The organism is Luoshenia tenuis (genome assembly GCF_014384745.1).
Lineage (GTDB): Bacteria > Bacillota > Clostridia > Christensenellales.
On the sequence record NZ_JACRSO010000003.1, the window covers coordinates 343,243 to 368,693 of the forward strand.

Genomic DNA, 25,451 nt, shown 5'->3' on the forward strand with positions numbered 1-25,451 from the left:
GCATAGGCATAAAAATGCCTATGTAATTCATATAATTGCCGGCGGATACGATGCTATGGGGGATCGCCGGCCAGTAAGTCAGCGCTGAAGCATAAAAAAAGGGTGACGATTGACCTCATAATCAGTGTGGACAAGACCCGATAAGTTAATACGTACTGTCTGCTATTTCCATGTAAAAGGCTGCCATGGATGTGCAGGTGCGTTGACAGAATACAATTAATATGTATAATTGTGAAGGGTAGATAACTCGTCAAAAAGTGTTAAAATACGACCGAAGATGTGACTGATTTAAACGATCGAAGGCCGTATGAGCGCTGTAAAACAGTGTGATGACCGGTTTACATCTTTAAGATTTTGCACTTCTACAGGGATCGGACCTTCGAGCGCAAAGACAGGAGGGCGAGTGGAAAGCCCGCGAATAAAAGCTTGAGGCATACAAAGAAACGCAGGTCAACTGATAGTAGCAAATACATGTGGTTGCCGGGGGTAGTATGGAACGAAAGAAAAGATTTGGACGTCCCTTGAAAACAGCTTTTTGCGCGCTGATGGCCCTGCTGGTGGCAGGGCTGTGGGGAGCAACCCCGATAGGGCGGGCGGCGCAACTGCCGGTAAAGCTAACGGGCGTGTATGGAGATGCGGCAGGATTGACCGGACAGCAGGGGTTGACCCGAGCCAGCACCCTGGATGTGGATACGGGGATGCTGCTTGGCGGCCTGAATGACGAGGCGCAATTTACCCCTACCGGCGGCGCGGTGACCATGATGACGGCGGACCTGGTTTTGCAGGAGCACGCGCTGGACGAAGTGGTAGAAATCACCGCCGAGATGCTGTCTGCCGTGCCGGAAAACGCGATGAAGGCGGGACTAAAAGGCGGGGACAAGGTTACGGTGAAAGACCTGATCGCCACGATGACCCTGACCGGCGCGCAGGACAGCGCGCAGGCGCTGGCGGTTTATGCGGCGGGAAGCCCGGAAGCCTTTGTGCAAAAGATGAATGCCCGGGCGGACGAGCTGGGGATGATCCACACCCACTATACCAACGCCACGGGTATTTACGATGGGGCACAGAAGACCGCCACGCAGGATCTTCTTCGCCTGGCGTATAGCTTATATAAGGAAGAAAAGGCGGGCGATCTGTTCAGTCAGGCCAGTATTCCGCTGACGGCGACGGGGACCGCCCTGAAGAGCGAGGCTGTAAACCGCGTGGAGATGATGGTAAGCGGCAGCGCGGCTTACGATGAACGGGTAAAGGCGGCCTTTGGCGCGGGCTCCAGCGCCCAGGAAGGATACAACACCGTGGTGGTAGCCCAGGTGGAGGGCATACAGGTGATCGCCGTGTGCTGTGGAAACGGCAATGGCGCCCAGGTTTATCCCGCCATCAGCAGCTTGCTAGATACCCTGGGCGAGCAGTACCAGCGCGTGGACCTGGCTGAGCCCATTGCACAGATGCTGGAAGGCGTAAAAGATGGGGACCGGGAATTGACCGCGCAGATCGAGGGGAATATCTTCGTCAGCGCCGCAAAGGACTGGCAGCCGGAGAGCGGCGCGCTGGCCTATACGCTGGTGGACCGGGTAGACCCGCCAGTGGAAAACGCGCTGTACGCCTATGCCGCGGTGACGCTGAGCGGCGAGCCGGTCGCCCGGGTCCCGCTGGCCTATGGCAGGGTAACAGAGCCGCTGCCCCCGCAGGCCGAGCAGGACGGCCAGACGGCGGACAGCTTAGCGACCCAGGAGAGTGCGCCGCCCTACCGGCAAAGCCTGTACGACCGGTACGGATGGATATTCTGGATCGTGGCGAGCGCCGTGCTGGGGGGCGTTGTACTTTTGATCTGCAATATGATCAACAAGCGCATGAAATAGTGCGCTAAGAGCGCGGAGAGGGAGGGCATTGATGAAGGAGCTTAGCATCAAGGATGTATTTAAATCCATTCTGGGCCATGCCAAATTGATCGTTTTAGTGGTGTTTGCGGTGGTCGTGGTGACGTCGTTTTATACCTTTAAGATGATGCCGGACGAGTATACGTCGGACACGACGCTGTACGTATTGACCCAGCAAAACGAAAATGTGATTTCCAGCAGCGACCTGAGCGCCAGCGCCTTGCTGGTGAACGACTACCGCGAGCTGGTGTTGAGCTACAAGGTGACCAGCGCCGTCGCCCAGCAGCTGGGGCTGGAGAGCTTGAAGGGCTATGATATCAACGTGACCTCGCTGAGCAACACCCGTTTAATTCAGATCAGCGTGACGGGACGGGAGCCGCAAATGGCGGCGAACATTGCAAACGGTTTGGCGCAGGTCTTCTCACAATCGGTTACCGACATCATGCGGGTGGATAACGTGTCGGTGATCGACGAGGCGCGGGTAGCGGAAAAACCATCGGGCCCCGCGCGGGAGCGGACGATTGTTTTGGCGGCGATGGTCACCGCGCTTGTGATGATGCTGATCGCAATCTTGAAAGACGCACTTAATACCACGCTCAAGACGGCGGCCGATGTGGAGCAGCAGGTCGGCCTATCGGTACTGGCGCAGGTGGCCAGAGTAGACGGTAAATAAGAAGGGGCGGTTTTAAACGGATGGACAATTCCTATCAGATATATTTTAACAGCCCGGAACTGCGCGAGGCGATCAAGACCCTGCGGGTCAATATTGAATTTGCCGGTATCGACGAGCCCGTCCGCTCGGTGGCGGTGACCAGCGTGGAGGCGGGGGTAGGTAAATCGACCATTGCGCTGAGTTTGGCCATCGCCATGGCGGAGACCGGGAAGACGACGCTGATCATCGACAACGATTTTCGCAACCCGCAGATCGCCAACCGATTGATGGTCAGGGGCGTATATTCCCTGACGGAGCTGTTCTCCGGCAAGGTAGACCCGCGGGAGGCTTGCGTGCCCACCAAGGTAAACAACCTTTTCATGCTGGACCTGGGCAGCCGGCGGCTGAATAACCCCATCGAGGTGCTTTCCTCAGGACGGTATAAGGCGCTGTTGGCAAAAGTCAAGCAGGATTTTGACTTTGTGGTGATCGATACCCCGCCGCTGGGGCTGTTTATCGACGCGGCCATCGCCTCTACACAGGTGGACGGGGTACTGATGGTGATCAGTAGCGGAAAATCCACCGCCGCCGAGGTAAAAGAAAGCCTGGCGCAGCTGGAAAAGGCCAATGCGCATGTGATCGGCTGCGTGCTGAATAACCTTAAACACAAGCCGGCGGACTATTATGGCTATTACTATGACAAGCGGGGCGACAAAAAGAGAAAGAAGATCCGCCGCAAGCAGTAAGGCGGCTTTGAAACGGGAGAGAAGATGCTGGATTTGCACTGCCATATCATTCCGGGCGTGGACGATGGCGCGCGGGACCTGGACGAGGCACGGGCCATGCTGGATTGCGCCAATGCGCTGGGGGTAACCCATATCGTGGCGACGCCCCACGTGAAGCGGGCGGACGCGGACTTTGAGGCCGTGGCCGCGGGGATGGAAAAGATCAGGCCCTATGCGCGGGAGCTGGGCATCACCCTTTTGCAAGGGTATGAGTTTAACATCCGGGCCCTGGAACAGGGGGATTTCGGCCTGGCCAGGCGCTGCTGCATTGAGGGGAGCGAGGTTTTGCTGACGGAATTCCCCTTTGACGACTGGCCGGCCAACTGGGAGGACATCGTCTATGCGCTGCAGGCCCAGGGGCTGACCCTGGTCATCGCCCATCCGGAGCGCTACCTGCCCCTGCAGCGAAGGGGCGATATGCTGCAAAGATTGATCGATATGAACTGCCTTTTTCAGGTCAACGCCAGCGCCTTCAAAAAGAGATTTGGGCCCAAGCGCGAGATACTGCGCAGGCTGCGCGGCGTGGACAAGCTGCACTTTATCGCTTCGGACGCCCACAGCCCGGAGGATTATGCGCTGCTGGAAAAGGCGTATTACCTTGTTGGAAAAGGGAAGGTCACGCCGCAGTTTCTGGAATGGGAACGGTTAGAAACGCTATGGCGCTGAATCGTTGATGATAAGGGATAAATAAATGGAGAGATTGCAAGTGAGGGATATGAAAAAAACGGCGCCACAAAGGCGGGCGGCTACAAAAAAGCTATTGCTGGTGTTAGGGGATATGCTGCTGGTATTGGCTGCCCTGGGGATTGCCCTGGTGCTGCACTTTGACGGGCGCATCCCTCCGGCGCAGCTGGAGCTTTGGCTGGCGTATGTGCTGACGAACCTGTTTGCCTATCTGGCGATGCTGCTCTCCATGCGCATGTATAACATCATGTGGCAGCTGGCGGGCTCAAAGGAGCTGCTGAAAATGGTTTGCTTTATGGGCGCAGGCGGGCTTTTGACCCTTGCGATGAACGTGATCTTTGCGGCAGGGCTATCCAATTCTGTACTGATCCTCACCTGTATGTGCGCGGTCGCGCTGATCGGCTGCATGCGTCTGATCCTGCGCGTTCTATACAAATTGCGCCGCCAAGGACGCAGTGAAGCTGCAAGAGGCGCAAATGCAGATGAAGAATCCAGACAGGCGCACCCCGTACTGATCGTGGGCGCGGGAGAGGCGGGGCGGTACTGCATCAGCATGTTCCACGAGGGCAGCCTGCTCAAAGGCATGCCGGTGGCCTGCGTGGATGACGACCCCGCCAAGTGGGGCATGCGCCTGCAGGGCGTACCGGTGCGGGGAAAGCTCAATGAGATTCCCCAGATCGTAGCGCGCTACCACATCCGTGAGATCATTATCGCCATCCCCTCACTGGATAAGGCGCGGATGCAGCAGATCGTCACCCTGTGCAGCGATACCCGATGTCAGGTGCGCATTTTGTACCTGGCGCAGGACCTGGACGCCCGCAGCCAGCGGGCCACGCCCCGGCTGCGCAACATCGATATTGCGGACTTTTTGGCCCGCAAAGAGGTGGATATCGACGTTGAACCCATCAGCGATTACCTGAAGGATCAAACCATCCTGGTCACGGGCGGGGGCGGCTCCATCGGCTCGGAGCTGTGCCGGCAGATCATGCGCTTTGCGCCCAAGCTGCTGCTGATCTTCGATATATACGAGAACCACGCCTATGAGCTGGAATGCGAACTGCGCCAGAAATATGGGGAAGACTGCCGTACCGTCGTGCTGGTAGGCTCGGTGCGGGACCGGAAGCGGCTGGACGAGGTGATGGCCCGGTACCGCCCGCAGGTGGTGTTCCACGCGGCGGCCCACAAACACGTGCCGCTGATGGAGATCAGCCCAGCGGAGGCGGTGAAGAACAACGTCGCGGGCACCAAAAACCTGATCGAATCGGCGGACGCTCACGGGGTCAAGCGCTTTGTGTTGCTCTCCAGCGACAAGGCGGTAAAGCCGGCCAACGTGATGGGCGCCACCAAGCGGATCTGCGAGATGATCGTACAGACCTATGCGCTACGGACGCAGATGAAGTGCATGGTGGTGCGCTTTGGCAACGTACTGGGCTCGCGGGGCAGCGTGATCCCGCTGTTTGAAGAGCAGATCGCTTCCGGCGGGCCGGTGACCATTACAGACCCCGAGATCACCCGGTATTTTATGACCATCCCCGAGGCGGCCCAACTGGTGCTGCAGGCGGGCGGCATTGCCGAGAACGGCGCGATCTTCGTGCTGGATATGGGCGAGCCGGTAAAGATACTGGACTTGGCGCACATGCTGATCCGCTACCATGGCTTAGAACCTGAAAAGGATATCCCCATCAAGATCATCGGCCTGCGGCCGGGGGAAAAGATGCACGAGGAATTGATGAATCCCTTTGAAAAGGCGCAGATGCACCGCACGGAAAAGGAGACCATCATGGTGGCGCCGCCGTATGAGATCGAGGTGCTGGCGTTTAACAGAAAACTCAACGACCTGATCGCCACTGCGCAGACGGAACCGGACGCGGTATCAGAGCTGATATTTGAACTTACGGGAACGAAACAAAGCCGGATGGAGGTCTACCGGCAGACCATGGCCAATTAATGGACTGACCAGTGAGAAAAGAGGGCGAATGCGTGGAAAAGCGGATCTATCTCTCCTCGCCGACGATGCACGGCGAAGAAATGGAATATATAAAAGAAGCATTTGAAACCAATTGGATCGCCCCGTTGGGGAAAAATGTGGATGCTTTTGAAGCGGAGCTGGCTCAATATCTCGGAGGAGGGCATGCAGCGGCGCTCTCTTCGGGTACGGCAGGTCTGCATTTGGCAGTGAAGTTAACCGGTGTTACGCCGGGAGATATCGTTTTGTGCAGTGATTTTACCTTTGCAGCTTCCGTCAATCCTGTATGTTATGAAAAGGGCGTTCCGGTTTTTATCGAGTCGGAAAGAGAAACCTGGAACATGGACCCGCGGGCGCTGGAGATAGCGTTTGAAAAATACAGAGGGGAGCGTAAACCGCGTGCGGTCATCGTGGCGAATCTGTATGGAACGCCCGCTAAGCTGGATGAGATCGCACAGATCTGTGCGCATTATAAAACGCCTCTGATCGAAGATGCGGCGGAAAGCCTGTCTGCTACCTATAAAGGAAGGCAGACCGGTACTTTTGGACAATATAATGTGTTTTCTTTTAATGGCAATAAGATCATTACCTCTTCAGGAGGCGGGATGCTGGTTTCCCCGGATGAGCAGGCCATTGCCAAGGCGCGCTTTTGGGCAACGCAATCCAGAGATCCGGCGCCACATTACCAGCATTCAGAGTTGGGATATAACTATCGCATGAGCAATGTGGTAGCGGGGATTGGCCGAGGACAGCTGAAGCATTTGGAAGAGCACCGGGCAGCGAAGGAAAAAATATTTGAGCGTTATCAAAAGGGACTTAAAGACCTGCCATTGACGATGAATCCTAGCTTGAGTTGCTCGGAGCCTAACTATTGGCTCAGCTGTATTTTGTTAAATCAGGATTGTAATGTATCGCCAATTGCGTTAATGGATAGGCTGGCCGATGAAAATATTGAAGCCCGACCGATTTGGAAACCGATGCATTTGCAGCCATTGTATGCGCACAGCGATTACATCTCTATAGGAGATGAGGTGGGCAGCGATGTGTTCTCTCGAGGCCTGTGCCTCCCCAGCGACATTAAGATGACACAGGAGGAACAGGAAAAGATCATGGAGATCATAAGGGGAATGTTGCGGTGAAAACAGGGGCAGAGGGGGCTGTTAGGACGAATCGGAGCAGCTTTTAACTGAGGGTATATGAGCTTTATAGGAGCTGGCCATATAGATGAAGGACGGTCAGGGCAGTTTCCTGAATATATGCTGTATATGCTGTTGCCCAGCATGATTTGCCGTTTTCTGAGGGGGGATGAAGATGGGACATAAAAAGGGAGTTTATGAAAAGTATATTAAACGGCCGCAGGATTTTTGCGTCGCGCTTGCCGCGATCATTGTCCTGTCCCCGATTTTACTGATTACGGCATTGCTGGTACGTATTAAATTGGGTTCGCCGGTAATTTTCAAGCAAAAAAGACCTGGATTAAACGAAAAAATATTTACACTGTACAAATTCCGCACAATGCTGGATGCATTAGATAAAAATGGACAACCGCTGCCCGATGGAGAAAGACTGACCTCTTTTGGCAAAAAGCTGCGGATGACTAGCTTGGATGAATTGCCAGAGCTGTGGAATATTTTAAAAGGTGATATGAGCCTGGTAGGTCCGCGGCCCCAGCTGGTATGGGACATGGTTTTTATGAGTGAACGCCAAAGGCAGAGACACAACGTGCGCCCAGGATTGACCGGGCTGGCCCAGGTCAGTGGGCGCAATGGGATTACCTGGGAAGAAAGGTTGGAATATGATTTGGCCTATATCCAGACACTGAGTTTGGGACAAGATATAAAAATTCTTTTGCGCACAGCAGCGCAGATCCTGTCTTTCTCAGGTGAAGGCGTTAACACAGAGGGGATGGATACGGCGGAGGACTTAGGGGACTACCTATTGCGTACGTGCCAGATCGACAGGAAGGCCTATTTCGCTGGGCAGCGTGATGCATTGCAACTGATAATAGATGAACAAGAGAGCGGTTCTCACAGCGACGAGTTGATACCCAAAACCGGTGTGGATGCAGATAACGTTATACGGAAGGGTTAAGGGATAAATGAAGATCCTTTACATTAATCACTATGCAGGTTCACCTGATCTAGGTATGGAGTTTCGGCCCTATTATCTAGCGCGGGAATGGGTAAAGATGGGACATACGGTGCGGATCATAGCGGCGGATTTTTCACATTTGCGGCAAAAAAATCTCGAGCGCAAAGTAGACTTTGCACTTGAGGAGATAGACGGAATCGAATACCAGTGGGTGCATACCGGGAAGTATGAGGGCAATGGCATTCGGCGTGCATGGACGATGCTGCAATTCTGCGGCAAGCTGTATGCGTGCGCGGGCCAGCTGGCTCGCGCTTACCGGCCTGACGTGGTGATCGCTTCATCGACCTATCCGCTGGATAACTATCCGGCCAGACGAATTGCACGCAAAGCCGGGGCGCGTATGATTTTTGAAGGACACGATTTGTGGCCCTTGACGCTGACTGAACTGGGGGGAATGTCGAAGTTCCATCCTTTTGTGTGGATGATGCAGATCGCCGAACATGCGGCATATCGCAAGGCAGACGCGGTGGTTAGCCTTTTTCCTTATGCTTATCGCCACATGCAGGCGCATGGGCTAAGGAATTTAGAGGCGTTTTGCTATATCCCCAACGGAGTAGCATTGCAGGATTGGGCAAAAGTGGATGATTTGCCCCGAGAACATGATGAGGCGCTTTTACAGGCGAAAAGGGATGCATGCTTCAGCGTACTCTATGCGGGCGGACATGCATTATCCAACGCACTGGATGTGCTGATCGAAACGGCGCGGCAGATGCAGGGCGAGCCGGTGCGGTTCATCCTGATTGGCAATGGAATTGAAAAACCACGCTTGATGGAAAGCGCCAGAGGGCTCAATAATATTATATTTTTACCACCGCTCCCTAAAAAGGCGTTGATAGGCATTTTAGCGCGAGCGGATGCGTTATATGTTGGCGCCGCGCCCTGCGCACTTTACCAGTATGGTGTATCGCTTAACAAGCTATATGACTATATGATGGCGGCGCGGCCGATCCTTTATGCGGTACAGGCAGCCAATAATGAGGTGGAGATGGCAGGCGGGGGAATAACTATTGAACCCGGAGACGCCCGGGCGCTGGCAGAGGCGATCCGAACACTGCAACAGATGGAACCGTCACAACGCGATGCGATGGGAGAGCGGGCACGGACATGGGTGATGCGGGAGAGACGATATGATCTGCTGGCGGAGCGGTTTTTAACAGTGCTAGAGGATAGGACACTAGACGAGCAAAGGATTTAAGGTGGGCGCTAGTTTTGGAGCCGCAACAATGATAGATGCGCGAAAGGAGAGAAGGATACGTGCAAACGAGGTTAAGCTCGACAAATGACAGATGTCTAATTATGCTAACCAAGCAATATCCTTTTGGGGCAGGCGAATCCTTTATAGAAAACGAGATCAATTTCCTGGCAAGGGGATTCCAAATGGTCTACCTATTCCCAACCGAGGTGGCGCGCGGCGAGGAGCAGACGAGGGAAGTACCGGCTAACGTTAAAGTGGCGCCGATATTTAGCGGCAATGATGGGGGCAGCTGGCGCAGGCATATGCGATACGGCCTGAAGGCTTTGCCGCATATTGCTGATGCACAGTTGCGTAAGGAGTACAAAAATTGTACAGGCGTAAAGCAAGCTGCCGCCGCAATGTATGTAGAGGGAGTAAGCCGGTTTATTTATCAGCAGATTATACAGTATATAGATAAGCTTTCCCTGGCAGAATATCGAGCGATTACCGTCTACAGCTATTGGTTAATTGATATCGCGCGGGTAGGCTTTATGGTTAAAAATCACATTCTGGCGCTGGCACCGCACGCGACGGTTCGTGCAATATCGCGTGGGCATAGATATGATCTTTACGCATACCGCAATGCATTAGGATATTTGCCCTTTCAAGGTGAGATTATAGAAAAACTGGATGGCGTGTACCCTTGCTCAGAGGATGGAACGCAGTATTTAAAAGGCATTTATAAGCATCAGGCCGATAAAGTGCGTACGGCGTATCTGGGCACGCAGGACCATGGCCTGGGCTCATGGGAAGGGGAGCGGGCGTGTTGGAGGATGGTGACCTGTTCGAGCTTGGTAGCGATAAAGCAGGTCGCGCTCGTGGCGCAGGCACTGGCAAAACTGGAGCAGAAGGGATTAAGTGGAATTGTATGGGAGTGTTTTGGGGACGGCCCCTTGCGGGAAGAAATCGAAAGGTATGTAAAGGATAATGTCCACCAAAACAGCGTAATTTTTCATGGCGCAGTGCCGAACAAAAAGGTCATGGCATTTTATAAACAAAATGTCGTGCAAGTATTTATCAATACCAGCCAAAGCGAGGGGCTTCCGGTTTCGATCATGGAAGCGCAGTCCTTTGGCATACCTGTACTGGCTACGAAAGTGGGCGGGGTAGGCGAAATCATAATAGATGGTGAGAACGGCTACCTGATGCCGGCGAAAATCGGCGCCGACGAAGTTGCACAGTATATTGAAAGGCTTTATCGCTTAAATGAGGAGGCCTATCGCGCGATGCGTACGCGCGCGCGTGAGATTTGGCTTGAAAAGTTCAATATGGAAAAGAATTACCCCGATTTCGTCGAGGAGATTTCTTGACTTTAAGGAGGATGCGGATTGAAGATTTTGCAAACGATCCCAACTTTAGGAGTCGGCGGCGCGGAGCTGTTTGTGCTGCGTTTATCCAAACAATTGATGAACCAGGGCCATGAAGTAAAGGTGGTTTCCTTTTACTCGAAAGAGCATGCCATGCCGGTATGCCGAAAAGCTATTGAGGAATATGGGATACCTGTTACCTACTTAAATAAGCATACAGGTATGGATTTGTCAATTTTACGTGTGCTTAAAGAAAAATTGGATTTGTATAAGCCGGATATAGTGCATACGCATACGTTGACAGGGCTCTATCTGCTGGTAGCAAAGCGCCTTTATGGAGGAGAGTGGAAGCAATTCCATACTGTACATTCTCTGGCACAACAGGAATTACCATGCTTTCATCGAGCGGGTATGCGTTACGGTTATAAAAAAGGCCATATTGTCCCGATTGCCATTTCAGATGCGGTAAAAAAGAGCATTTGCCAAGTGTATGGGCTAAAAGAGCGGCAGGTAGAATGTATTTATAACGGCGTTGAGCTAGACCGTTTTAAGCCTAAAGCAAAGCAATGTTGTATAGATGATAGGATCAAGCTGATACACGTGGGTAGCTTCACCGAGGTTAAAAACCATGCGCTACTAATTGAAGCATTTGCGCGTGCCTGTGGCAAAGTGAATAAAAATTTATATCTGACGTTGGTGGGAGATGGTCCGCTAAAAATACAGATTGAGCAAATGGTCGCCTCGCGCGGGCTGAAAGAAAAGGTGGAGTTTATTGGGAATACACCTGATGTAGCGCGCTATTTACAGGCAGCGGACATATTTATAATGCCATCGCGCTATGAGGGTTTGCCCCTGGCGATGCTGGAAGCGATGGCGACGGGTTTACCGGTAATTGCTACAGCGGTTGGAGGCATAACTGATATTGTCAAAGCGAATGGTCTTCTTTGTCATAATGGAGACGCTGATGGGTTGGCCGATGCGATCGTGTGCTTAGCGCAGGATAACAGACTAAGAGAGCAGATGGGCCGGCTCTCTGTAAAGGAGAGCGTAAAGTACGATTTTGTCAAAACGGCTCAAAATTATATTTTACGGTTTAATGGAGCGCTGACTTGTTAATAAAGGCGGGCTGAATATTGGGGAACGTATTGCAAACTGGAGAAAAACCACGAGTCGGTATAGCGACAAAAGCGTTGGCACTTTACTTTTTTTTGGTGCCTTTGGATTTTGTGCCCCTTTTAGGCGGCTCGGTTAGTAAGCTGTTGGCTGCTATCCCTTTTTTGGGGCTAGTGATGGAGTACCGTGAAATCAAATTCAGCACCAGCAAAGAGATTGGGCTTTTGATCGCGTATTTCTTATATTGCGCGATAACAATGCTGTTTTCGCAGGATATGACAGATTCGATCAGCAAGCTCATTACACTATTTCTCAATATTGCTTTGATCGTGGTCATAACGGGATTTAGGCGCAGGGAAGCTGAAGTGGCGTTTTTAGAAAAAGCGATGGTGTATAGTGGTTGGCTTACACTTATACTATTGCTTGTTTTTGCGCGATTTGAATACAATCGTATTTGGCTGTCGATTGGGGGGGAGCAACAAGACCCGAATTACTTATGCGGGTATTTTATTTTTGCTATTGCTTTTTATATTAAAAAATTTATTTTTGAGCATAAAAAGTCAGCAATCGTCTGTTTGCTAATTTTTTTAACCGTAATTTTGATGACGGGCTCGAGAGGGGGCAGCTTATCACTCGTAGCCGTCGTACTGTTCTCGGCTATTTTGTGGCTTTACCGTACCAAGAAAACATGGAAAGAAAGCGTGCGCCTCATATTGATTTTGGCGGTAATCGCCGCAGCTATAGTGTATATATTAACATTATTGCCGGTGGAAGTTACCCAGAGATTTTCTTTTGAATATATAGAAAAAGATAAAGGAGCAGGCCGTTTTGATATCTGGAATAATTTAATTGAGCAATTTAAGTGCTTCTCTTTCCCCAGGCAGTTATTTGGCACAGGCTTGGGCACGATTTTTTTATTCTCAAATAAAGTAGCACATAACCTTTGGATTGAAATGTTAGTGGAGACTGGCTGGATTGGGTTGGGCTTATTAACGATAGTATATTTAGCGTTTCTGCTGCGGGCATTTAAAGAAAAAGCGGATGTGATGCTGATTGCATTGATGGGATATATTACAATGACTTTTTCACTTTCACTTACTTCATATAAACCAGTATGGAATGTATTTATGATGATTATAATCTTTTTCCATCGATATAGGGAGGAAGAAAGAAAATGAATATCATTGTAATCTCGCAGCTGACTGAGCCATCTGCGGCAATTGGCGCGGTAAGGCCATCCAATTTCATCCGTTATTTGGCAAAAAGACATAAGGTAACCTGCTTTACCGGCAATCCACTGACGGATTCGGATATTCTTGGTGGCGCGCAGGTGCGGTGCGTGCCCGAAAAAGAAAAAAAACGAGCGAGTACCGCACGGCAGGCCAAGCCCGGAACAGCCATGGTATCGGCTACACGCCGTGCATCGCTAGTAAGGCGAACCGCGTTTCAGATCAAGATATTCCTCAAGCAATTGATCTGGGCGCGCCAGATTGCCGTTATGATAGAGGCGGAATGGAAACAGCTAAAACCAGATGTATTATTAACGAGTTTCGGTCCGTTTTCAAGCGTAGCCTTGGGACTATATTTGAAAAGACGACATCCACAGGTATATTGGATCAGCGACATGCGCGACCCGATGGATTCGCATACCTTACAACCGTGGCTCCGCGTTTTTATGGCGTGGAGGCAAAAGAAAATGCTGCGTAAAGCCGATGCGGTGACGACGGTTTCGCAGGCTTTGGGCCGGCGCTTTGCTTCGATTAGTGGCCGACAAGATAGTATACATGTGATTTTTAACGGCTATGAGGGCAAGGCTAAATGTGTGCCGGGGGCCATGGATAAGGTATTGCGCATTGGATATACTGGCAGTTTATACAATGGGATAAGAAGAGTAGATGCATTGTTTGAAGCTATTCAGCAGATTGAGAATGAAATGAACGATATATCTATCGAATTCCACTATGCTGGCGTAAACAGCACAGATTTCATGCAGCAAGCTAACCGATATGGCGTGCAAAAAATTGTGGTCGATCATGGTGTATTGGAGAAAGACAAAGCGCTCGCCTTGCAAGAAAAGTGCGATATACTCTGCGTTGTATCTTGGAATACAAAGAAAGAGCAAGGTGTTTTAACGGGCAAATTTCCCGAGTATTTGCGATTGGGTAAACCGATTATAGCGCTTACCAGCGGAGAGATGCCGCATGCGGAACTGACGCAGCGTGTGCGCGAAATGAACCTGGGCTGTGCTTTTGAATACGTGAACCGGGAAAGGGATTTCCCTGAATTGGTAAAATATCTGCATAAATCCTTGGATGAAAAAAAGGCGGGAATACAGCTGGGAAACGGCCAGGACAGGGCGGCCATAAAACGTTATTCCTATGATTTTCTAGCGCCGACATTAGAGAAACTCATGCTGGAATTGGTGAAAGAAAGGGAAGAAAACCTTTGAGATGATGGGCATAAAAAACATACAAGCGAACTTAAAACAGACCCTTCAAAACCAGATTAGCGGCGGCCTTTTGCATATTTTATCGGGCAACCTGCTGGTCAAGGGTATTAGCGTGATCGCCAGCATAATAGTTGTAAGGTTGGTGGACAAGACAGAGTATGCGTATTACTCCTATGCCAATAACCTGTATGGTTATATTAACCTTTTAAGCGGCTTGGGTCTGTCTACCGCGCTGCTGAAGTTTTGCGCCCGCGAAAATAGTCCGGAGTTGGACAAGGCCTATTACCGTTTTGCGTTGATACGGGGCAGCGCATTTCAATTTTTGTTTGCATTGATTTTGTGCATTGGGGTATATTTAACGCCCATTCCTTTTCCGCAGGCCAGGCCGTTTGTTTTGACTATGGCGCTTCTGCCGGTATTATCGTTTGTACAGGAATCCTCGCAGATTTACCACAGGGCGCATGGTAAGAATAAGCGCTATGCATATATCGGAATATTGCAGGCGACAGTGTTATGCGTTGTGGGGATAGGCCTGGCCTTTGTATTGGGCACGATGGGGATGGTGGCGGCGCAATATATTGCGTTGTGCGCGACGATCCTGGTGGGATATCGCTTTGTACGCAGCAGGCAACGAGGCGTTATTACCATGCGATTGGAGCCAGCAGAGAAGAAAAAAATATGGGTAATGGCGCTATCGTTAATGGTTGCCAACTTGTTTAGCGCGATGATGCCGCTCAACGAAACCTATCTGGTCAACAATCTCATTCAGGATGAAGTGATTACGGCCAACTTTAAAGTGGCGGATGTAGTACCTAGCCTGCTGGGGTTACTGACCGGATCGCTGATGGTTTACTATTTCCCCATTGTGGCAAGAATGAAAGACCCCAAGCTGATTTTAAGCAAGGTGATACGCATTGGAATTTTTACCTTTGCCATCATTGCCATTTGCGCAGCTTTGGGTGCAATATTGAGCCCGGTCATTATTAAGCTCTTATTCGGCAATAAGTATATTGATGCGATCCCGATCATGAATATTTTGTGGGTGATGCGCGCCATTAATGCCGGGGTTCGGATGGTACCGATGAATTTGTTGCCGGCAATGGGATATACGCGCTTCAATGCAATTTCGGCAATTGTCAGCTGTATTATTCAAACGGGGCTGGATTACTTCCTCATTTTGAATATGGGAATCTATGGCGTGGCATATGCCAGTATTATCGTATATATATTATCCGGTGCGGCCAGCTGGGGCTATCTGATATATGTATGCAAAAAAGGGCGGAGGGCTGAGATTTAATGAACATACAAATAAAATTGAATCATAACGCGGGTTACCGCTGGTGGGTGCAGGGTGCTGTGGCAGCCAAGGGTTTTGCATATATCTCGGGCAAGCTATACCAGGACCAGGAGCTGGCGGATTATTTGAACAATATGGGTCAGCAGCAGGCGATAGTAAATATTTTGGAGCAAATGGCAGGACAATTTGCGTTTGTTATCCGCGCGCCCGGAATGTTTTTAGCTGCAGTTGACCATATACGCAGCTTTCCGCTATTTTACGAGGAAATGAAAAGTGGGTTGGATATAACGGATGAGCTGAGAGAAAAACGCATTGCCAAAAGCGGTTTGGATGAAGAACAAATTGACTTTTTACAGCACAGCCTTTATACACTGGAAAACAAAACGTTATTAAGGAATGTAAAGCAGATCCCGGCGGGACGATACTTGACGCTAGAAAACGGCAAATCCGTTTTAAAAGAATACTGGCGCTTTAGCTATGCAGACCAGCAGATAACCAACCAATGCGAGGCGGTAAATGAAATTGCTAAGGGCTATGAGGATGTGTTTAGTAAATGCGCTGAGTTGCTGCAGGGCCGCACTGCCGTTGTACCGCTTAGCGGCGGGTATGATTCACGCCTAGTCGTACAAAAGCTACTGGATGCAGGCATACCCAAAGAACGTATTGTGGCGTACACTTACGGCGATGAAAAAATGACGGATGTGGTGATTTCTAAGCGCGTGGCGCAGGCATATGGTATACGCCATTATTTTGTACCCTATAACAAAAAAGAAACTGTTCCGTTCTTTAACAAGCAGTTTCGTACGCTTGTATTGCAGGCAGGCAATGCTTCTTCGCTACCCTGCGTGCAGGAATGGTACGCGGTACATGTTTTAAAACAGATGGGGATATTAAATGGCAGTTGCGTAATGGTCCCTGGTTATGGAGGGATATTGCCGGGCCACTATATGAAGGAAGAATTGTTGACGCCTCAAAAACAATGGAGGGAACTGATCGGCCGTTTTATCAAAAAAGACTTTTTGGGTGTGAGTCCGATGAAAAGTGCGGAGCAGGGAGAAAAGCTGAAGGACTTGATCATGTCTAGTTCGTATTTTAAAGGCCTGAAAGAGGATGGGGCAGATTTAGGATATGTGATGGCCTATGAGCGGTATATCTACCAAGAGGAGCAAAGCAAATTTATCCAAAATGCGGTGCGCTGTTATGAAATGGAGGGCATGGCTTGGCTGACGCCGTTTTTATTTAAAGAACAATTTGCAACATGGGGAAAACTGGATAACCATCTCCGGCTACATAATCAAGCGTTTTTCGCCTATACACAGGAGGCGTTTGATGAAACAGCCAAGGCAATTCCTTTTACGGGAAGCAAGGTAAGGCGAGAAAAGAAAAATGTGCCCGTGCCAATTAGTAAGATAGGCACTTTAGCTAGGCTGATTTTTAAAAGAGAAAAAATACACTATTTGCTGGCACTAGTACCCTTTCCTATTTATTTTCGCAGTGGGATAAAAAAACGGTGGGGGATTAACGATATTATCGGTCAAGAATACATCCGAGTATTGAGGGAAATCGCCGGCCGTGAAAGGCGGGAATAAGCGTTGAAGCATTTTAGCAGACGTGTACGAGCAGCGTTTTTTGGACTATGGGGAAAAATCGTCGCCGCTAAAAGCTATGATAAGGCGTATCTCCGGGGCCGCTGGTTTGAGGGAAGGCTGGGGGGATTGTGCGCTACGGGATGGCAATGGGTAGTGTGCGACGCACGCGGCTGCAAAAAGCTGGGCGTGAACCGGGATGTGCCCTGGCCGGTATCTCCGCGGACGCAGGTTTTAGGTGCGGAAAATATCTCTTTCCATCCGGATGACCTGAACAACTTTCAAACCTTTGGATGCTATTTTCAAGCGCTGGGGAAGATCACCATCGGCAAAGGCACGTATATCGCCCCGAATGTGGGCATTATTACCGGCAACCATGACCCGATGGACCCGGACAAGCGGCTGCCCCCGCAACCTGTGATGTTGGGGGAGAAGTGCTGGATCGGTATGAATAGCGTAGTGCTGCCTGGCGTGACGCTTGGGCCGCATACGGTGGTCGGCGCGGGCGCTGTGGTGACCAAGTCCTTTCCGGAGGGGTACTGCGTGATTGCCGGAAATCCAGCCAGAATGATCAGAAAGTTGGACATCAATCATGAATAAACTGAGCAAAAAGCTGACCATCGCTTTGTGTATATCTTTAGGCTTAAACGCTGTGGCGGCAGGAGTTGCAGGCGTAAAATATCTGCCACAGATAATGAATAAATATTCGGGGGGGGGGTATATTCATTCGCCGACAATCCTCAGTATTCTGCTAAAGTAAGTTTGTTTAACCAATCCGAGGTGGTTAAGGCGGACAGAGTTATGCTGGGGGACAGCCTGACGGCTGGGTGCGCGTGGCAGGAGTATGAACCGGACAAAGTGGTGTTAAACCGAGGAGTTGGTTCGGATATATCCGAAGGCGTGCTGAACAGGTTGGATTCCGTTACCAAACACCGCCCAGACGAGGTGATGTTGATGATCGGCATAAACGACCTGGTCAAGGGCATTGCACGCGAAGAGATCGTGGAAAATGTGACCCAGATACTGACGGCGCTGAAGGAGAAATTGCCACAGGCCGATATCTTTTTGCAAAGCGTGCTGCCGACGAATGGAGAAAATGTAGCGGCGGAGGAGATTATAGCATTGAATAACGCTTACCGCTATGCGGCGAGCCAAACCGGCGCACACTATATTGATCTTTATCCGCTTTTTGCAACGGAGAATGATGCGATGATCCCTGAACTTACCTATGATGGCGTCCATCTAAATGGCGAAGGTTATGTTATATGGTTGCAGGCTTTAGAGGATAGTTCAGGTAGATAAAGGACGGAAATACGATGAAAATTTTAACCATAGTAGGCGCGCGGCCGCAGTTTATCAAGGCCGCGCCGGTCAGCCGGGCGCTGCGAAAGGCGCACCGGGAGGTGCTGGTGCATACCGGCCAGCACTACGATGCGAATATGTCGGATATCTTTTTTGAGGAATTGCACATCCCCAAGCCCGACTACAACCTGGGCATCGGCGGGGGGAGCCATGGGCAGATGACCGGACGGATGCTGGAAGCCATCGAGCAGGTGATGCTGAAGGAAAAGCCGGATGTGGCGCTGGTATATGGGGACACCAACTCGACCCTGGCCGGGGCGCTGGCGGCGGGAAAGCTGCTGATCCCCGTGCTGCACGTGGAGGCGGGGCTGCGCAGTTTTAACCGGGCGATGCCCGAGGAACAAAACCGCGTGTTGACCGACCATATTGCCGCGCTTTTAAGCTGCCCCACCCAGACGGCGGTGGAAAACTTACACGCCGAAGGGGTTACGCAGGGGGTACGCAATACCGGGGACGTGATGCTGGACGCAGTGCGCTATAATGCACAGCTCGCGCAGGAGGCAAAGCCGCTCCATAAGACGCTGGCGCAATTAAGGGTGCTGCGCGGCAAAAGCGCGGCCTTGCTGGAAGATAAAGGATATTACCTTGCGACCATCCACCGCCAGGAGAATACCGACGCGCCGGACAAGCTGTTAACCATTGTGGAGGCGTTAAACGAGCTGAATCATCCGGTGATCTGGCCGGTGCATCCGCGCGTGCGGGAGAGAAAAGAGATGGCGCGGTTGGGCGATCACATCCGCCTGGTGGAGCCGGTGGGCTACCTGGACATGCTGATGCTGACCGGCCACGCGCGCATGGTGCTGACCGACAGCGGCGGGCTGCAAAAAGAGGCGCTGTTTCTGGGCACGCCCTGCACCACGCTGCGGGATGAGACCGAATGGGTGGAAACGCTGGAAGGCGGGTGGAACGTACTGGCCAAGATCGACCGGGCGGATATTTTGGCGAAGGCGACGCGCGCGGTGGACACACGAAACGGGACGGCTTGCAGCGCCTTTGGAGATGGAAACGCGGCGGAAAAGATCGCCCGAATGGTATAGGAGGACGAAGAGATGGACTTGAAGGAAAAACTGTTGAAAAAGCAGGCCACGCTGGGAGTGGTAGGCCTGGGATACGTGGGGCTGCCGCTGGCGGTGGAAAAGGCCAAGGCGGGCTTTGCGGTGCTGGGCTTTGATGTGCAGGCGCAAAAGGTGGCCATGGTCAACGCGGGAGAGAACTATATCGGGGACGTGGTCAACGAGGATCTGGCGGCCATCGTAAAGGATGGAAAGCTGCGGGCTACCACAGATTTTGCGGACGTTGCCCGGTGCGACTGCGTGTGCATTGCGGTGCCCACGCCGCTGGACGCGCATCAGCAGCCGGATATCAGCTATGTAAGAGCCTCGGCGGAGAGCATCGTGCCCTACATGCACAAGGACATGCTGGTGGTGCTGGAATCCACCACCTACCCGGGAACGACGCAGGAGCTGCTGCAGCCCATTTTGGAGCGCAGCGGCCTGAAGTGCGGGGAGGATTTTTACCTGGCCTTTTCGCCGGAGCGGGTGGACCCGGGCAACCTGATCTACAAGACCAAGAACACGCCCAAGGTGGTGGGCGGCATAACCCAAAAGTGCACGGATGTGGCGGCCACCATGTACGAGATGGTGCTGGAGGCGCCGGTACACCGGGTATCGACCCCCGCGGTGGCGGAGATGGAAAAGATACTGGAGAATACCTACCGCAACATCAACATCGGCCTGGTCAACGAGCTGGCCATGCTGTGCGATAAGATGGGCATCAGCATTTGGGAGGTGATCGACGCGGCCAAGAGCAAGCCCTACGGCTTCCAGGCCTTTTACCCCGGCCCGGGGCTGGGCGGGCACTGCATCCCGCTGGATCCGTACTATTTAAGCTGGAAGGCGCGGGAGTACGGCTTCCACACCTCCATGATCGAGAGCAGCATGATGGTCAACGACAGGATGCCCGAGTACTGCGTGCAGCGGGCCATGCACATTTTAAACGGGTTCCAAAAGGCCATCAGCGCCGCCAAGGTATTGGTATTAGGCGTGGCCTACAAGCAGGATATCGACGACTTCCGGGAAAGCCCGGCCATCCGCGTGATCGACGAGCTGAAAAAGGTGGGGGCCGACGTATGCTATTACGACCCGTACATCCCGCAGTTTAAGGAAAACGGACAGGTAATGGAAGGCGAAAAGGCGCTGACGGCGGATCTGATCGAAAGCGCGGACCTGGTGATGGTGACCTGCGCGCATACGAACGTAGATTACGCGCTGGTACAGCAAAAGGCCAAGGTGATCTTCGATACCAAAAACGTGATGAAGGATATTGCCCCGCGGGACAACATCGTGTTGCTGTAAAGGGAGGGAAAGACAATGGCGGAGAAGATACGCTATGCGCTGATCGGCTGCGGCCGGATCGCGCCCAACCACATCGCCGCGGCGCTGGCCAATGTGGAGGCGCTGGAGCTTTGCGCGGTGTGCGACCCGGTGGAAGAGAATATGGAAAGGGTGCTGGAGCAGGCGCCCGAGGCGGTGCGCCAGACGGTGACGCGATATACGAACTATGAGGAGATGCTGGAAAAAGAGCGCCCGATTTTGGTGGCAATCGCTACCGAGAGTGGGCGGCACGCGGCCATTGGGCTGCGCTGCATCGCGGCGGGCTGTAACCTGATCATCGAAAAGCCCATCGCCCTGTCCATTGCGGATGCGGACGCGCTGATCGAAGCGGCGGAAAGCAAGGGTGTGCAGATCTGCGCCTGCCACCAGAACCGCTTTAATAAATCCATCCAGAAGATCCGCCAGGCGGTGGAGGCGGGGCAGTTTGGCCGGATGCTGCACGGCACCGCGCACATCCGCTGGAACCGGAACCAGAATTACTATACCCAGGCGCCCTGGCGGGGCACCTGGGAGCAGGACGGCGGGGCGCTGATGAACCAGTGCATCCACAATATCGACCTGCTGCGCTGGATGATGGGGGATGAGGTGGAGGAGGTATTTGCCTATACGGACAACCTGAACCACCCCTATATCGCCGCCGAGGACCTGGGGCTGGCGGTGGTCCGGTTCAAGGGCGGCGCGTACGGCCTGATCGAAGGGACCACCAACATCTACCCCAGCAACCTGGAGGAGACGCTGTATCTGTTTGGGGAAAAGGGTACGGTCAAGGCCGGCGGTAAATCGGTAAACGTGATCGAGGAGTGGCGCTTTGAAGCGCAGACGGAGGACCCGGAGGCGGTGAAGGCGCGGTTCCACGAGAACCCGCCCAACGTGTACGGGTTTGGGCACACGCCGCTGTACAGGGACGTGATCGCCGCGCTGGGCGAGGGGCGGGCGCCCTATGTGGACGGCTATGCGGGCAAGCGGGCGCTGGAGATGGTGTTGGCCATCTACCAATCCGCCGCCACGGGCAAGCCGGTACATCTGCCGCTTAAGGAGTGCGCCACCACCGATTTTATCGGGAGGTTTGGACGATGACGGCGTTTGTGCACCCTTCGGCCTATGTGGACGCGGGGGTCACGCTGGGCGAGGGCACCAAGGTATGGCATTTTTGCCATATCCAAAGCGGCGCCTCCATCGGCGCGGGCTGTACGCTTGGGCAGAACGTGAACGTGGCGGGCCATGTGCGCATCGGCCCGGGGTGCAAGATACAAAACAACGTATCGGTGTACGAGGGCGTGGAGCTGGAGGCGTACGTGTTTTGCGGGCCCTCCTGCGTATTTACCAACGACTTGACGCCTCGGGCCAAGTACCCCAAAGGGCGCAGCGGATACCTGCGCACGCTGGTAAAGGAGGGCGCCTCCATCGGGGCGAACGCCACCATCGTATGCGGGCATACCATTGGGCGCTGGGCGCTGATCGGCGCGGGGGCGGTGGTGACGGGCGACGTTGCCGACCACGCTCTGATGTTGGGGGTGCCGGCGCGCCGCTGCGGCTGGGTATGCGAATGCGGGGAGATACTGGGCGCGGACCTGCGCTGCCAAAAGTGCGGGAGAAGCTACCGGGAAACGGCCGAAGGCTTGAAAGAAGAGGTGTAACGATATGCAGTTTCGAGATTTGGGCGCGCAGTACGCTGCGCTAAAGGACGAGATCGACGCGGGGATCGCGCAGGTGCTGGACAGCAGCCGGTTTATCTTCGGCCCGCAGGTGGCTATGCTAGAGCAGGCGCTGGCGGACTATGTGGGCGTTAGGCACTGCGTATCCTGCGCCAATGGGACGGACGCACTGCAGCTGGCGCTGATGGCCTGGGGCGTAGGCCCGGGGGACGCGGTGTTTACAGCCGACTTTACCTTTTTTGCCTCGGCGGGGTGCGCGTCTATCCTGGGAGCCACGCCGGTGCTGGTGGATATCGACCCGCGTACCTTTAACATCTGCCCGGACGCGCTGGAGGCGGCGATCCGGCGGGTGGAGAAGGAGGGCAAGCTGCGGCCAAAGGTCATCATCCCGGTGGACCTGTTCGGGCTGCCGGCGGACTATCCGCGCATCCGCCAGATCGCCCAAAAGCACGGGCTGCGCATTTTAGAGGATGGGGCCCAGGGCTTTGGCGGGCAAATCGGCGAAAAAAAGGCCTGCTCCTTTGGGGATATGGCCACCACCTCGTTTTTCCCGGCCAAGCCGCTGGGCTGCTATGGGGATGGCGGGGCGATCTTTACCGACGACGATGCCACGGACGAGCTGCTGCGCGCCCTGCGGGCGCAGGGCCGCTCGCCCGAGGATAAGTACGACAACCGCTTGATTGGCATGAATTCCCGACTGGATACGCTGCAGGCGGCAATATTGCTGCCCAAGCTGCGCGCCTTTGCCCGCTATGAGGTGGATTGGGCCAACAAGGTGGCCGGGTGGTATACGCAAAGGCTCAGTGGACTGGTGGAAGTGCCCTATGTGCCGGAGGGGTACCGCTCCTCCTGGGCGCAGTATACCATCCAGTTGCGCGACCGCGCCCAGCGGGACGGGCTGCAGGCGGCGCTAAAGACGCAGGGCATCCCCACGATGGTATACTACCCGCGGGGCCTGCACCAGCAGACGGCCTATGCCGGCATGGCCTTGAGCGACGCGGACTTCCCCCATACGGCGCGGGCGGCCGGGCGGGTGCTCTCGCTGCCCATGCACCCCTACCTGAAAGAGGAAGAGGTTGAGCAGGTGGCAAACGCTGTAGCCAGCTATCTCAAAGCGTAAATTAAGCGCCGGAGGCGAAAGCCTCCGGCTTTTTATCGCGATTTTTCAAAGAAGATTGGGGTTGACGCTACCCAGAAAGGCTCAAGTGTGCTATACTACCTTTGTTAACAAAGTTATATAATAGAACTTGCGCCGGGGGCGCGCTTTGTTGCGGTACCAATGCAGTTTTTACATACGAACGATCAGGAGGTAAAAGAAATGTTTGTTCCCATGAAAAACATCGTTGACGCGGCGTATGCCGGCAAGTATGGCGTACCTGCGGTGCCCAGCAATGACGAGGTGCAGATCCGCGCGGCCATCCAGGCTGCGGTGGAATCGCGCTCGCCGCTGATTTTCCTGACGAATAACCGCAAAGACCCCCACTTTACCCATTACATGATCAAGCGCTTTGCCGACGAAGTGGATGTGCCCGTGGCCTCCTGCCTGGACCACAGCCGCACCTTTGAAGATTGCGTGCTGGGCGTGTCCTCCGGCTGCTCGGCCATCATGGCGGATCGCTCGACCCTGCCTTACGAGGAGAACGTGGCCGACGTGCTGCGCCTGGCGCAGATCGCCCATGCGGTGGGCGTGAGCATCGAGGCGGAGCTGGGCCATGTGGGCCAGGGCGACAACTACGCTGTGGACGGCGTAAGCGCGCTGACCGACCCGGAAGAGGCCAAACGCTTCATCGCCGATACGGGCGTGGACTGCCTGGCGGTGGCCGTGGGCACGGCGCACGGCGCCTATGTGGGCACCCCGAAGATCGACTTTGAGCGCCTTAAGGAGATCGACGCGGCCTGCCAGCACCCGCTGGTACTGCACGGCGGCTCTGGCTCCGGCGAGGATAACATCCACCGCTGCTGCGAGCTGGGCGTGGCCAAGGTCAACGTGGTCAACGACGTGATGCGCCTGACCCTGGAAGGCCTGAAGAATACCGATCTGTCCGGCAACAAAGCCTATGGGCTGTATGCGGCCATCAACGATATTACGGTGAATATCGTCAAACATCTGTTTGAGGTGACCGGCTCTGTGGGCAAGGCCGCTTCCTGCTGCTGCGGGAGCAAGAATAGCGCCAGCGAAGGCAACCCCTTTGATTCCACCAAGGAATAAGCGAGGATGAAAAAGGCCCTGCGGAATTTCCGCAGGGCCTTTTTGTATGCTATAGAGCATTGCGGTGGGCTGAACCAGGCGCGATAAGGCTGCTTTTTACTTACCGGGCAGAGCCTCCCAGGCATAGCGAAAGTCTGGCAAGAGAGGCTGGAGAGGATGGTGTGCGGACAAATGTATAGGTTTTTGTGCAAGGAATCTCTCCCTCCGGCGCACCTAAAGGTGCGCCACCTCCCTCGTCAGAGGGAGGCAAGAGGGGGTTGATCCAAACGGCATAGCATAAGCGAAACGGCTGGAAAATATAACTGTTTATTTGCCTAGGAGAGCTTGGGAAACCTCCGTCCCCACCACTTCAGTGGCCGTTTGGGGGAATCTATAGCGCCCGCCGCCAGTGGCGGAAAAAGGGCGCGATGATTTCTGTGAACGTGAGGTGCGCCCGAGCGGCCGACACGCCGCGATGGGCAAGCCCACAGTGAACAGAGGACCTTCAGGGTTAGGGATTGTTAAGGGAAATCTATAGCGAGCGCGTCCGGTGGACGAGCAAGCGAGCGGTGATTTCTGTGAGTGCGTGGTAAGCCCGAGCGGCATAAGCCGCGACGGGCGAGCCCGCTACGAACAGAGGGGCTTTAGCCTAAGGGGGAAATCGGAATCCCCCTGCTTGCGCCCCCTCTGTTCGCTATGGACGCAGGCTTCGCGGCACGTTGGCCGCTCGCCTTTGTCACATGCTCACAGAG

The 25,451-nt window shown here is 53.5% G+C and carries 22 protein-coding genes; all 22 read left to right on the forward strand.

The window, feature by feature from the left end:
* Positions 1-521: 521 nt before the first annotated feature.
* The 22 genes from H8699_RS08965 to H8699_RS09070 all read left to right on the forward strand — a co-directional run bounded on the left by H8699_RS08965 (position 522) and on the right by H8699_RS09070 (position 24,720).
* The gene (locus H8699_RS08965) at positions 522-1,859 is read left to right on the forward strand and encodes a D-alanyl-D-alanine carboxypeptidase family protein (RefSeq protein ID WP_249285381.1); all 1,338 of its coding nucleotides are present in this window, start codon (positions 522-524) and stop codon (positions 1,857-1,859) included.
* 31 nt (positions 1,860-1,890) lie between these two features.
* Positions 1,891-2,550 carry a YveK family protein gene (locus tag H8699_RS08970; protein ID WP_138294453.1) on the forward strand — a complete coding sequence of 220 codons (660 nt, stop codon included), beginning with the start codon at positions 1,891-1,893 and terminating at the stop codon, positions 2,548-2,550.
* A 20-nt stretch (positions 2,551-2,570) separates the two neighbouring features.
* A complete protein-coding gene (locus tag H8699_RS08975) occupies positions 2,571-3,275 on the forward strand; it encodes a CpsD/CapB family tyrosine-protein kinase (protein ID WP_138294452.1) in 705 nt (234 codons plus the stop codon).
* Positions 3,276-3,299: 24 nt separating this feature from the next.
* The gene (locus H8699_RS08980; protein WP_249285382.1) at positions 3,300-3,980 is read left to right on the forward strand and encodes a tyrosine-protein phosphatase; all 681 of its coding nucleotides are present in this window, start codon (positions 3,300-3,302) and stop codon (positions 3,978-3,980) included.
* Between the two features lie 25 nt (positions 3,981-4,005).
* The gene (locus H8699_RS08985) at positions 4,006-5,946 is read left to right on the forward strand and encodes a polysaccharide biosynthesis protein (protein ID WP_249285383.1); all 1,941 of its coding nucleotides are present in this window, start codon (positions 4,006-4,008) and stop codon (positions 5,944-5,946) included.
* Between the two features lie 32 nt (positions 5,947-5,978).
* Positions 5,979-7,103 (forward strand): DegT/DnrJ/EryC1/StrS family aminotransferase, encoded by a 1,125-nt coding sequence (locus H8699_RS08990; protein ID WP_249285384.1) that lies wholly within the window; start codon positions 5,979-5,981, stop codon positions 7,101-7,103.
* 172 nt (positions 7,104-7,275) lie between these two features.
* Positions 7,276-8,055, forward strand: a complete 780-nt coding sequence (locus H8699_RS08995) for a sugar transferase (RefSeq protein ID WP_283244182.1) — start codon at positions 7,276-7,278, stop codon at positions 8,053-8,055.
* 7 nt (positions 8,056-8,062) lie between these two features.
* Positions 8,063-9,310: a glycosyltransferase family 4 protein gene (locus H8699_RS09000; RefSeq protein WP_249285385.1), complete on the forward strand. Its 1,248-nt coding sequence runs from the start codon at positions 8,063-8,065 to the stop codon at positions 9,308-9,310.
* 101 nt (positions 9,311-9,411) lie between these two features.
* Positions 9,412-10,659, forward strand: coding sequence for a glycosyltransferase (locus H8699_RS09005; RefSeq protein ID WP_249285386.1), 1,248 nt, complete (start codon positions 9,412-9,414; stop codon positions 10,657-10,659).
* A gap of 18 nt (positions 10,660-10,677) precedes the next feature.
* On the forward strand, positions 10,678-11,772 hold the full coding sequence (locus H8699_RS09010) for a glycosyltransferase (protein ID WP_249285387.1): 1,095 nt from the start codon (positions 10,678-10,680) through the stop codon (positions 11,770-11,772).
* 17 nt (positions 11,773-11,789) lie between these two features.
* On the forward strand, positions 11,790-12,947 hold the full coding sequence (locus tag H8699_RS09015; RefSeq protein ID WP_249285388.1) for an O-antigen ligase family protein: 1,158 nt from the start codon (positions 11,790-11,792) through the stop codon (positions 12,945-12,947).
* Complete coding sequence (locus H8699_RS09020) at positions 12,944-14,218, forward strand: glycosyltransferase (protein WP_249285389.1); 1,275 nt, start codon at positions 12,944-12,946, stop codon at positions 14,216-14,218. Before H8699_RS09015 ends, H8699_RS09020 begins: the two co-directional genes overlap by 4 nt.
* Before the next feature lies 1 nt (position 14,219).
* A complete protein-coding gene (locus H8699_RS09025) occupies positions 14,220-15,515 on the forward strand; it encodes an oligosaccharide flippase family protein (RefSeq protein WP_249285390.1) in 1,296 nt (431 codons plus the stop codon).
* Entirely contained in the window at positions 15,515-17,104 is a 1,590-nt protein-coding gene (locus tag H8699_RS09030; RefSeq protein WP_249285391.1) for an asparagine synthetase B family protein, read from the forward strand. Before H8699_RS09025 ends, H8699_RS09030 begins: the two co-directional genes overlap by 1 nt.
* A 153-nt stretch (positions 17,105-17,257) precedes the next feature.
* Positions 17,258-17,701 (forward strand): acyltransferase, encoded by a 444-nt coding sequence (locus H8699_RS12540; RefSeq protein ID WP_249285392.1) that lies wholly within the window; start codon positions 17,258-17,260, stop codon positions 17,699-17,701.
* A 201-nt stretch (positions 17,702-17,902) separates the two neighbouring features.
* Entirely contained in the window at positions 17,903-18,403 is a 501-nt protein-coding gene (locus H8699_RS09040) for a GDSL-type esterase/lipase family protein (protein ID WP_249285393.1), read from the forward strand.
* Between the two features lie 14 nt (positions 18,404-18,417).
* A complete protein-coding gene (gene wecB / locus H8699_RS09045; protein ID WP_249285394.1) occupies positions 18,418-19,500 on the forward strand; it encodes a non-hydrolyzing UDP-N-acetylglucosamine 2-epimerase in 1,083 nt (360 codons plus the stop codon).
* Positions 19,501-19,512: 12 nt separating this feature from the next.
* On the forward strand, positions 19,513-20,817 hold the full coding sequence (locus tag H8699_RS09050; RefSeq protein ID WP_249285395.1) for a nucleotide sugar dehydrogenase: 1,305 nt from the start codon (positions 19,513-19,515) through the stop codon (positions 20,815-20,817).
* 15 nt (positions 20,818-20,832) lie between these two features.
* Positions 20,833-21,933: a Gfo/Idh/MocA family protein gene (locus H8699_RS09055; RefSeq protein ID WP_283244183.1), complete on the forward strand. Its 1,101-nt coding sequence runs from the start codon at positions 20,833-20,835 to the stop codon at positions 21,931-21,933.
* The gene (locus tag H8699_RS09060) at positions 21,930-22,493 is read left to right on the forward strand and encodes an N-acetyltransferase (protein WP_249285396.1); all 564 of its coding nucleotides are present in this window, start codon (positions 21,930-21,932) and stop codon (positions 22,491-22,493) included. The genes H8699_RS09055 and H8699_RS09060 overlap by 4 nt, the downstream gene beginning before the upstream one ends.
* Positions 22,494-22,497: 4 nt before the next feature.
* The gene (locus H8699_RS09065) at positions 22,498-23,631 is read left to right on the forward strand and encodes a DegT/DnrJ/EryC1/StrS family aminotransferase (protein ID WP_249285397.1); all 1,134 of its coding nucleotides are present in this window, start codon (positions 22,498-22,500) and stop codon (positions 23,629-23,631) included.
* A gap of 198 nt (positions 23,632-23,829) precedes the next feature.
* The gene (locus tag H8699_RS09070; RefSeq protein WP_249285398.1) at positions 23,830-24,720 is read left to right on the forward strand and encodes a class II fructose-bisphosphate aldolase; all 891 of its coding nucleotides are present in this window, start codon (positions 23,830-23,832) and stop codon (positions 24,718-24,720) included.
* The last annotated feature ends 731 nt before the right edge of the window (positions 24,721-25,451 follow it).

Coding starts and splice junctions, on each gene's coding strand:
- H8699_RS09040 (WP_249285393.1), top strand. CDS start 17,903: ATGCTGGGGGACAGCCTGACGGCTGGGTGCGCGTGGCAGGAGTATGAA.
- H8699_RS09020 (WP_249285389.1), top strand. CDS start 12,944: ATGAATATCATTGTAATCTCGCAGCTGACTGAGCCATCTGCGGCAATT.
- H8699_RS09055 (WP_283244183.1), top strand. CDS start 20,833: ATGGCGGAGAAGATACGCTATGCGCTGATCGGCTGCGGCCGGATCGCG.
- H8699_RS09000 (WP_249285385.1), top strand. CDS start 8,063: ATGAAGATCCTTTACATTAATCACTATGCAGGTTCACCTGATCTAGGT.
- H8699_RS09060 (WP_249285396.1), top strand. CDS start 21,930: ATGACGGCGTTTGTGCACCCTTCGGCCTATGTGGACGCGGGGGTCACG.
- H8699_RS09005 (WP_249285386.1), top strand. CDS start 9,412: ATGCTAACCAAGCAATATCCTTTTGGGGCAGGCGAATCCTTTATAGAA.
- H8699_RS09065 (WP_249285397.1), top strand. CDS start 22,498: ATGCAGTTTCGAGATTTGGGCGCGCAGTACGCTGCGCTAAAGGACGAG.
- H8699_RS08980 (WP_249285382.1), top strand. CDS start 3,300: ATGCTGGATTTGCACTGCCATATCATTCCGGGCGTGGACGATGGCGCG.
- H8699_RS08970 (WP_138294453.1), top strand. CDS start 1,891: ATGAAGGAGCTTAGCATCAAGGATGTATTTAAATCCATTCTGGGCCAT.
- H8699_RS08985 (WP_249285383.1), top strand. CDS start 4,006: ATGGAGAGATTGCAAGTGAGGGATATGAAAAAAACGGCGCCACAAAGG.
- H8699_RS09070 (WP_249285398.1), top strand. CDS start 23,830: ATGTTTGTTCCCATGAAAAACATCGTTGACGCGGCGTATGCCGGCAAG.
- H8699_RS09050 (WP_249285395.1), top strand. CDS start 19,513: ATGGACTTGAAGGAAAAACTGTTGAAAAAGCAGGCCACGCTGGGAGTG.
- H8699_RS09030 (WP_249285391.1), top strand. CDS start 15,515: ATGAACATACAAATAAAATTGAATCATAACGCGGGTTACCGCTGGTGG.
- H8699_RS08975 (WP_138294452.1), top strand. CDS start 2,571: ATGGACAATTCCTATCAGATATATTTTAACAGCCCGGAACTGCGCGAG.
- H8699_RS08995 (WP_283244182.1), top strand. CDS start 7,276: ATGGGACATAAAAAGGGAGTTTATGAAAAGTATATTAAACGGCCGCAG.
- wecB (WP_249285394.1), top strand. CDS start 18,418: ATGAAAATTTTAACCATAGTAGGCGCGCGGCCGCAGTTTATCAAGGCC.
- H8699_RS09025 (WP_249285390.1), top strand. CDS start 14,220: ATGATGGGCATAAAAAACATACAAGCGAACTTAAAACAGACCCTTCAA.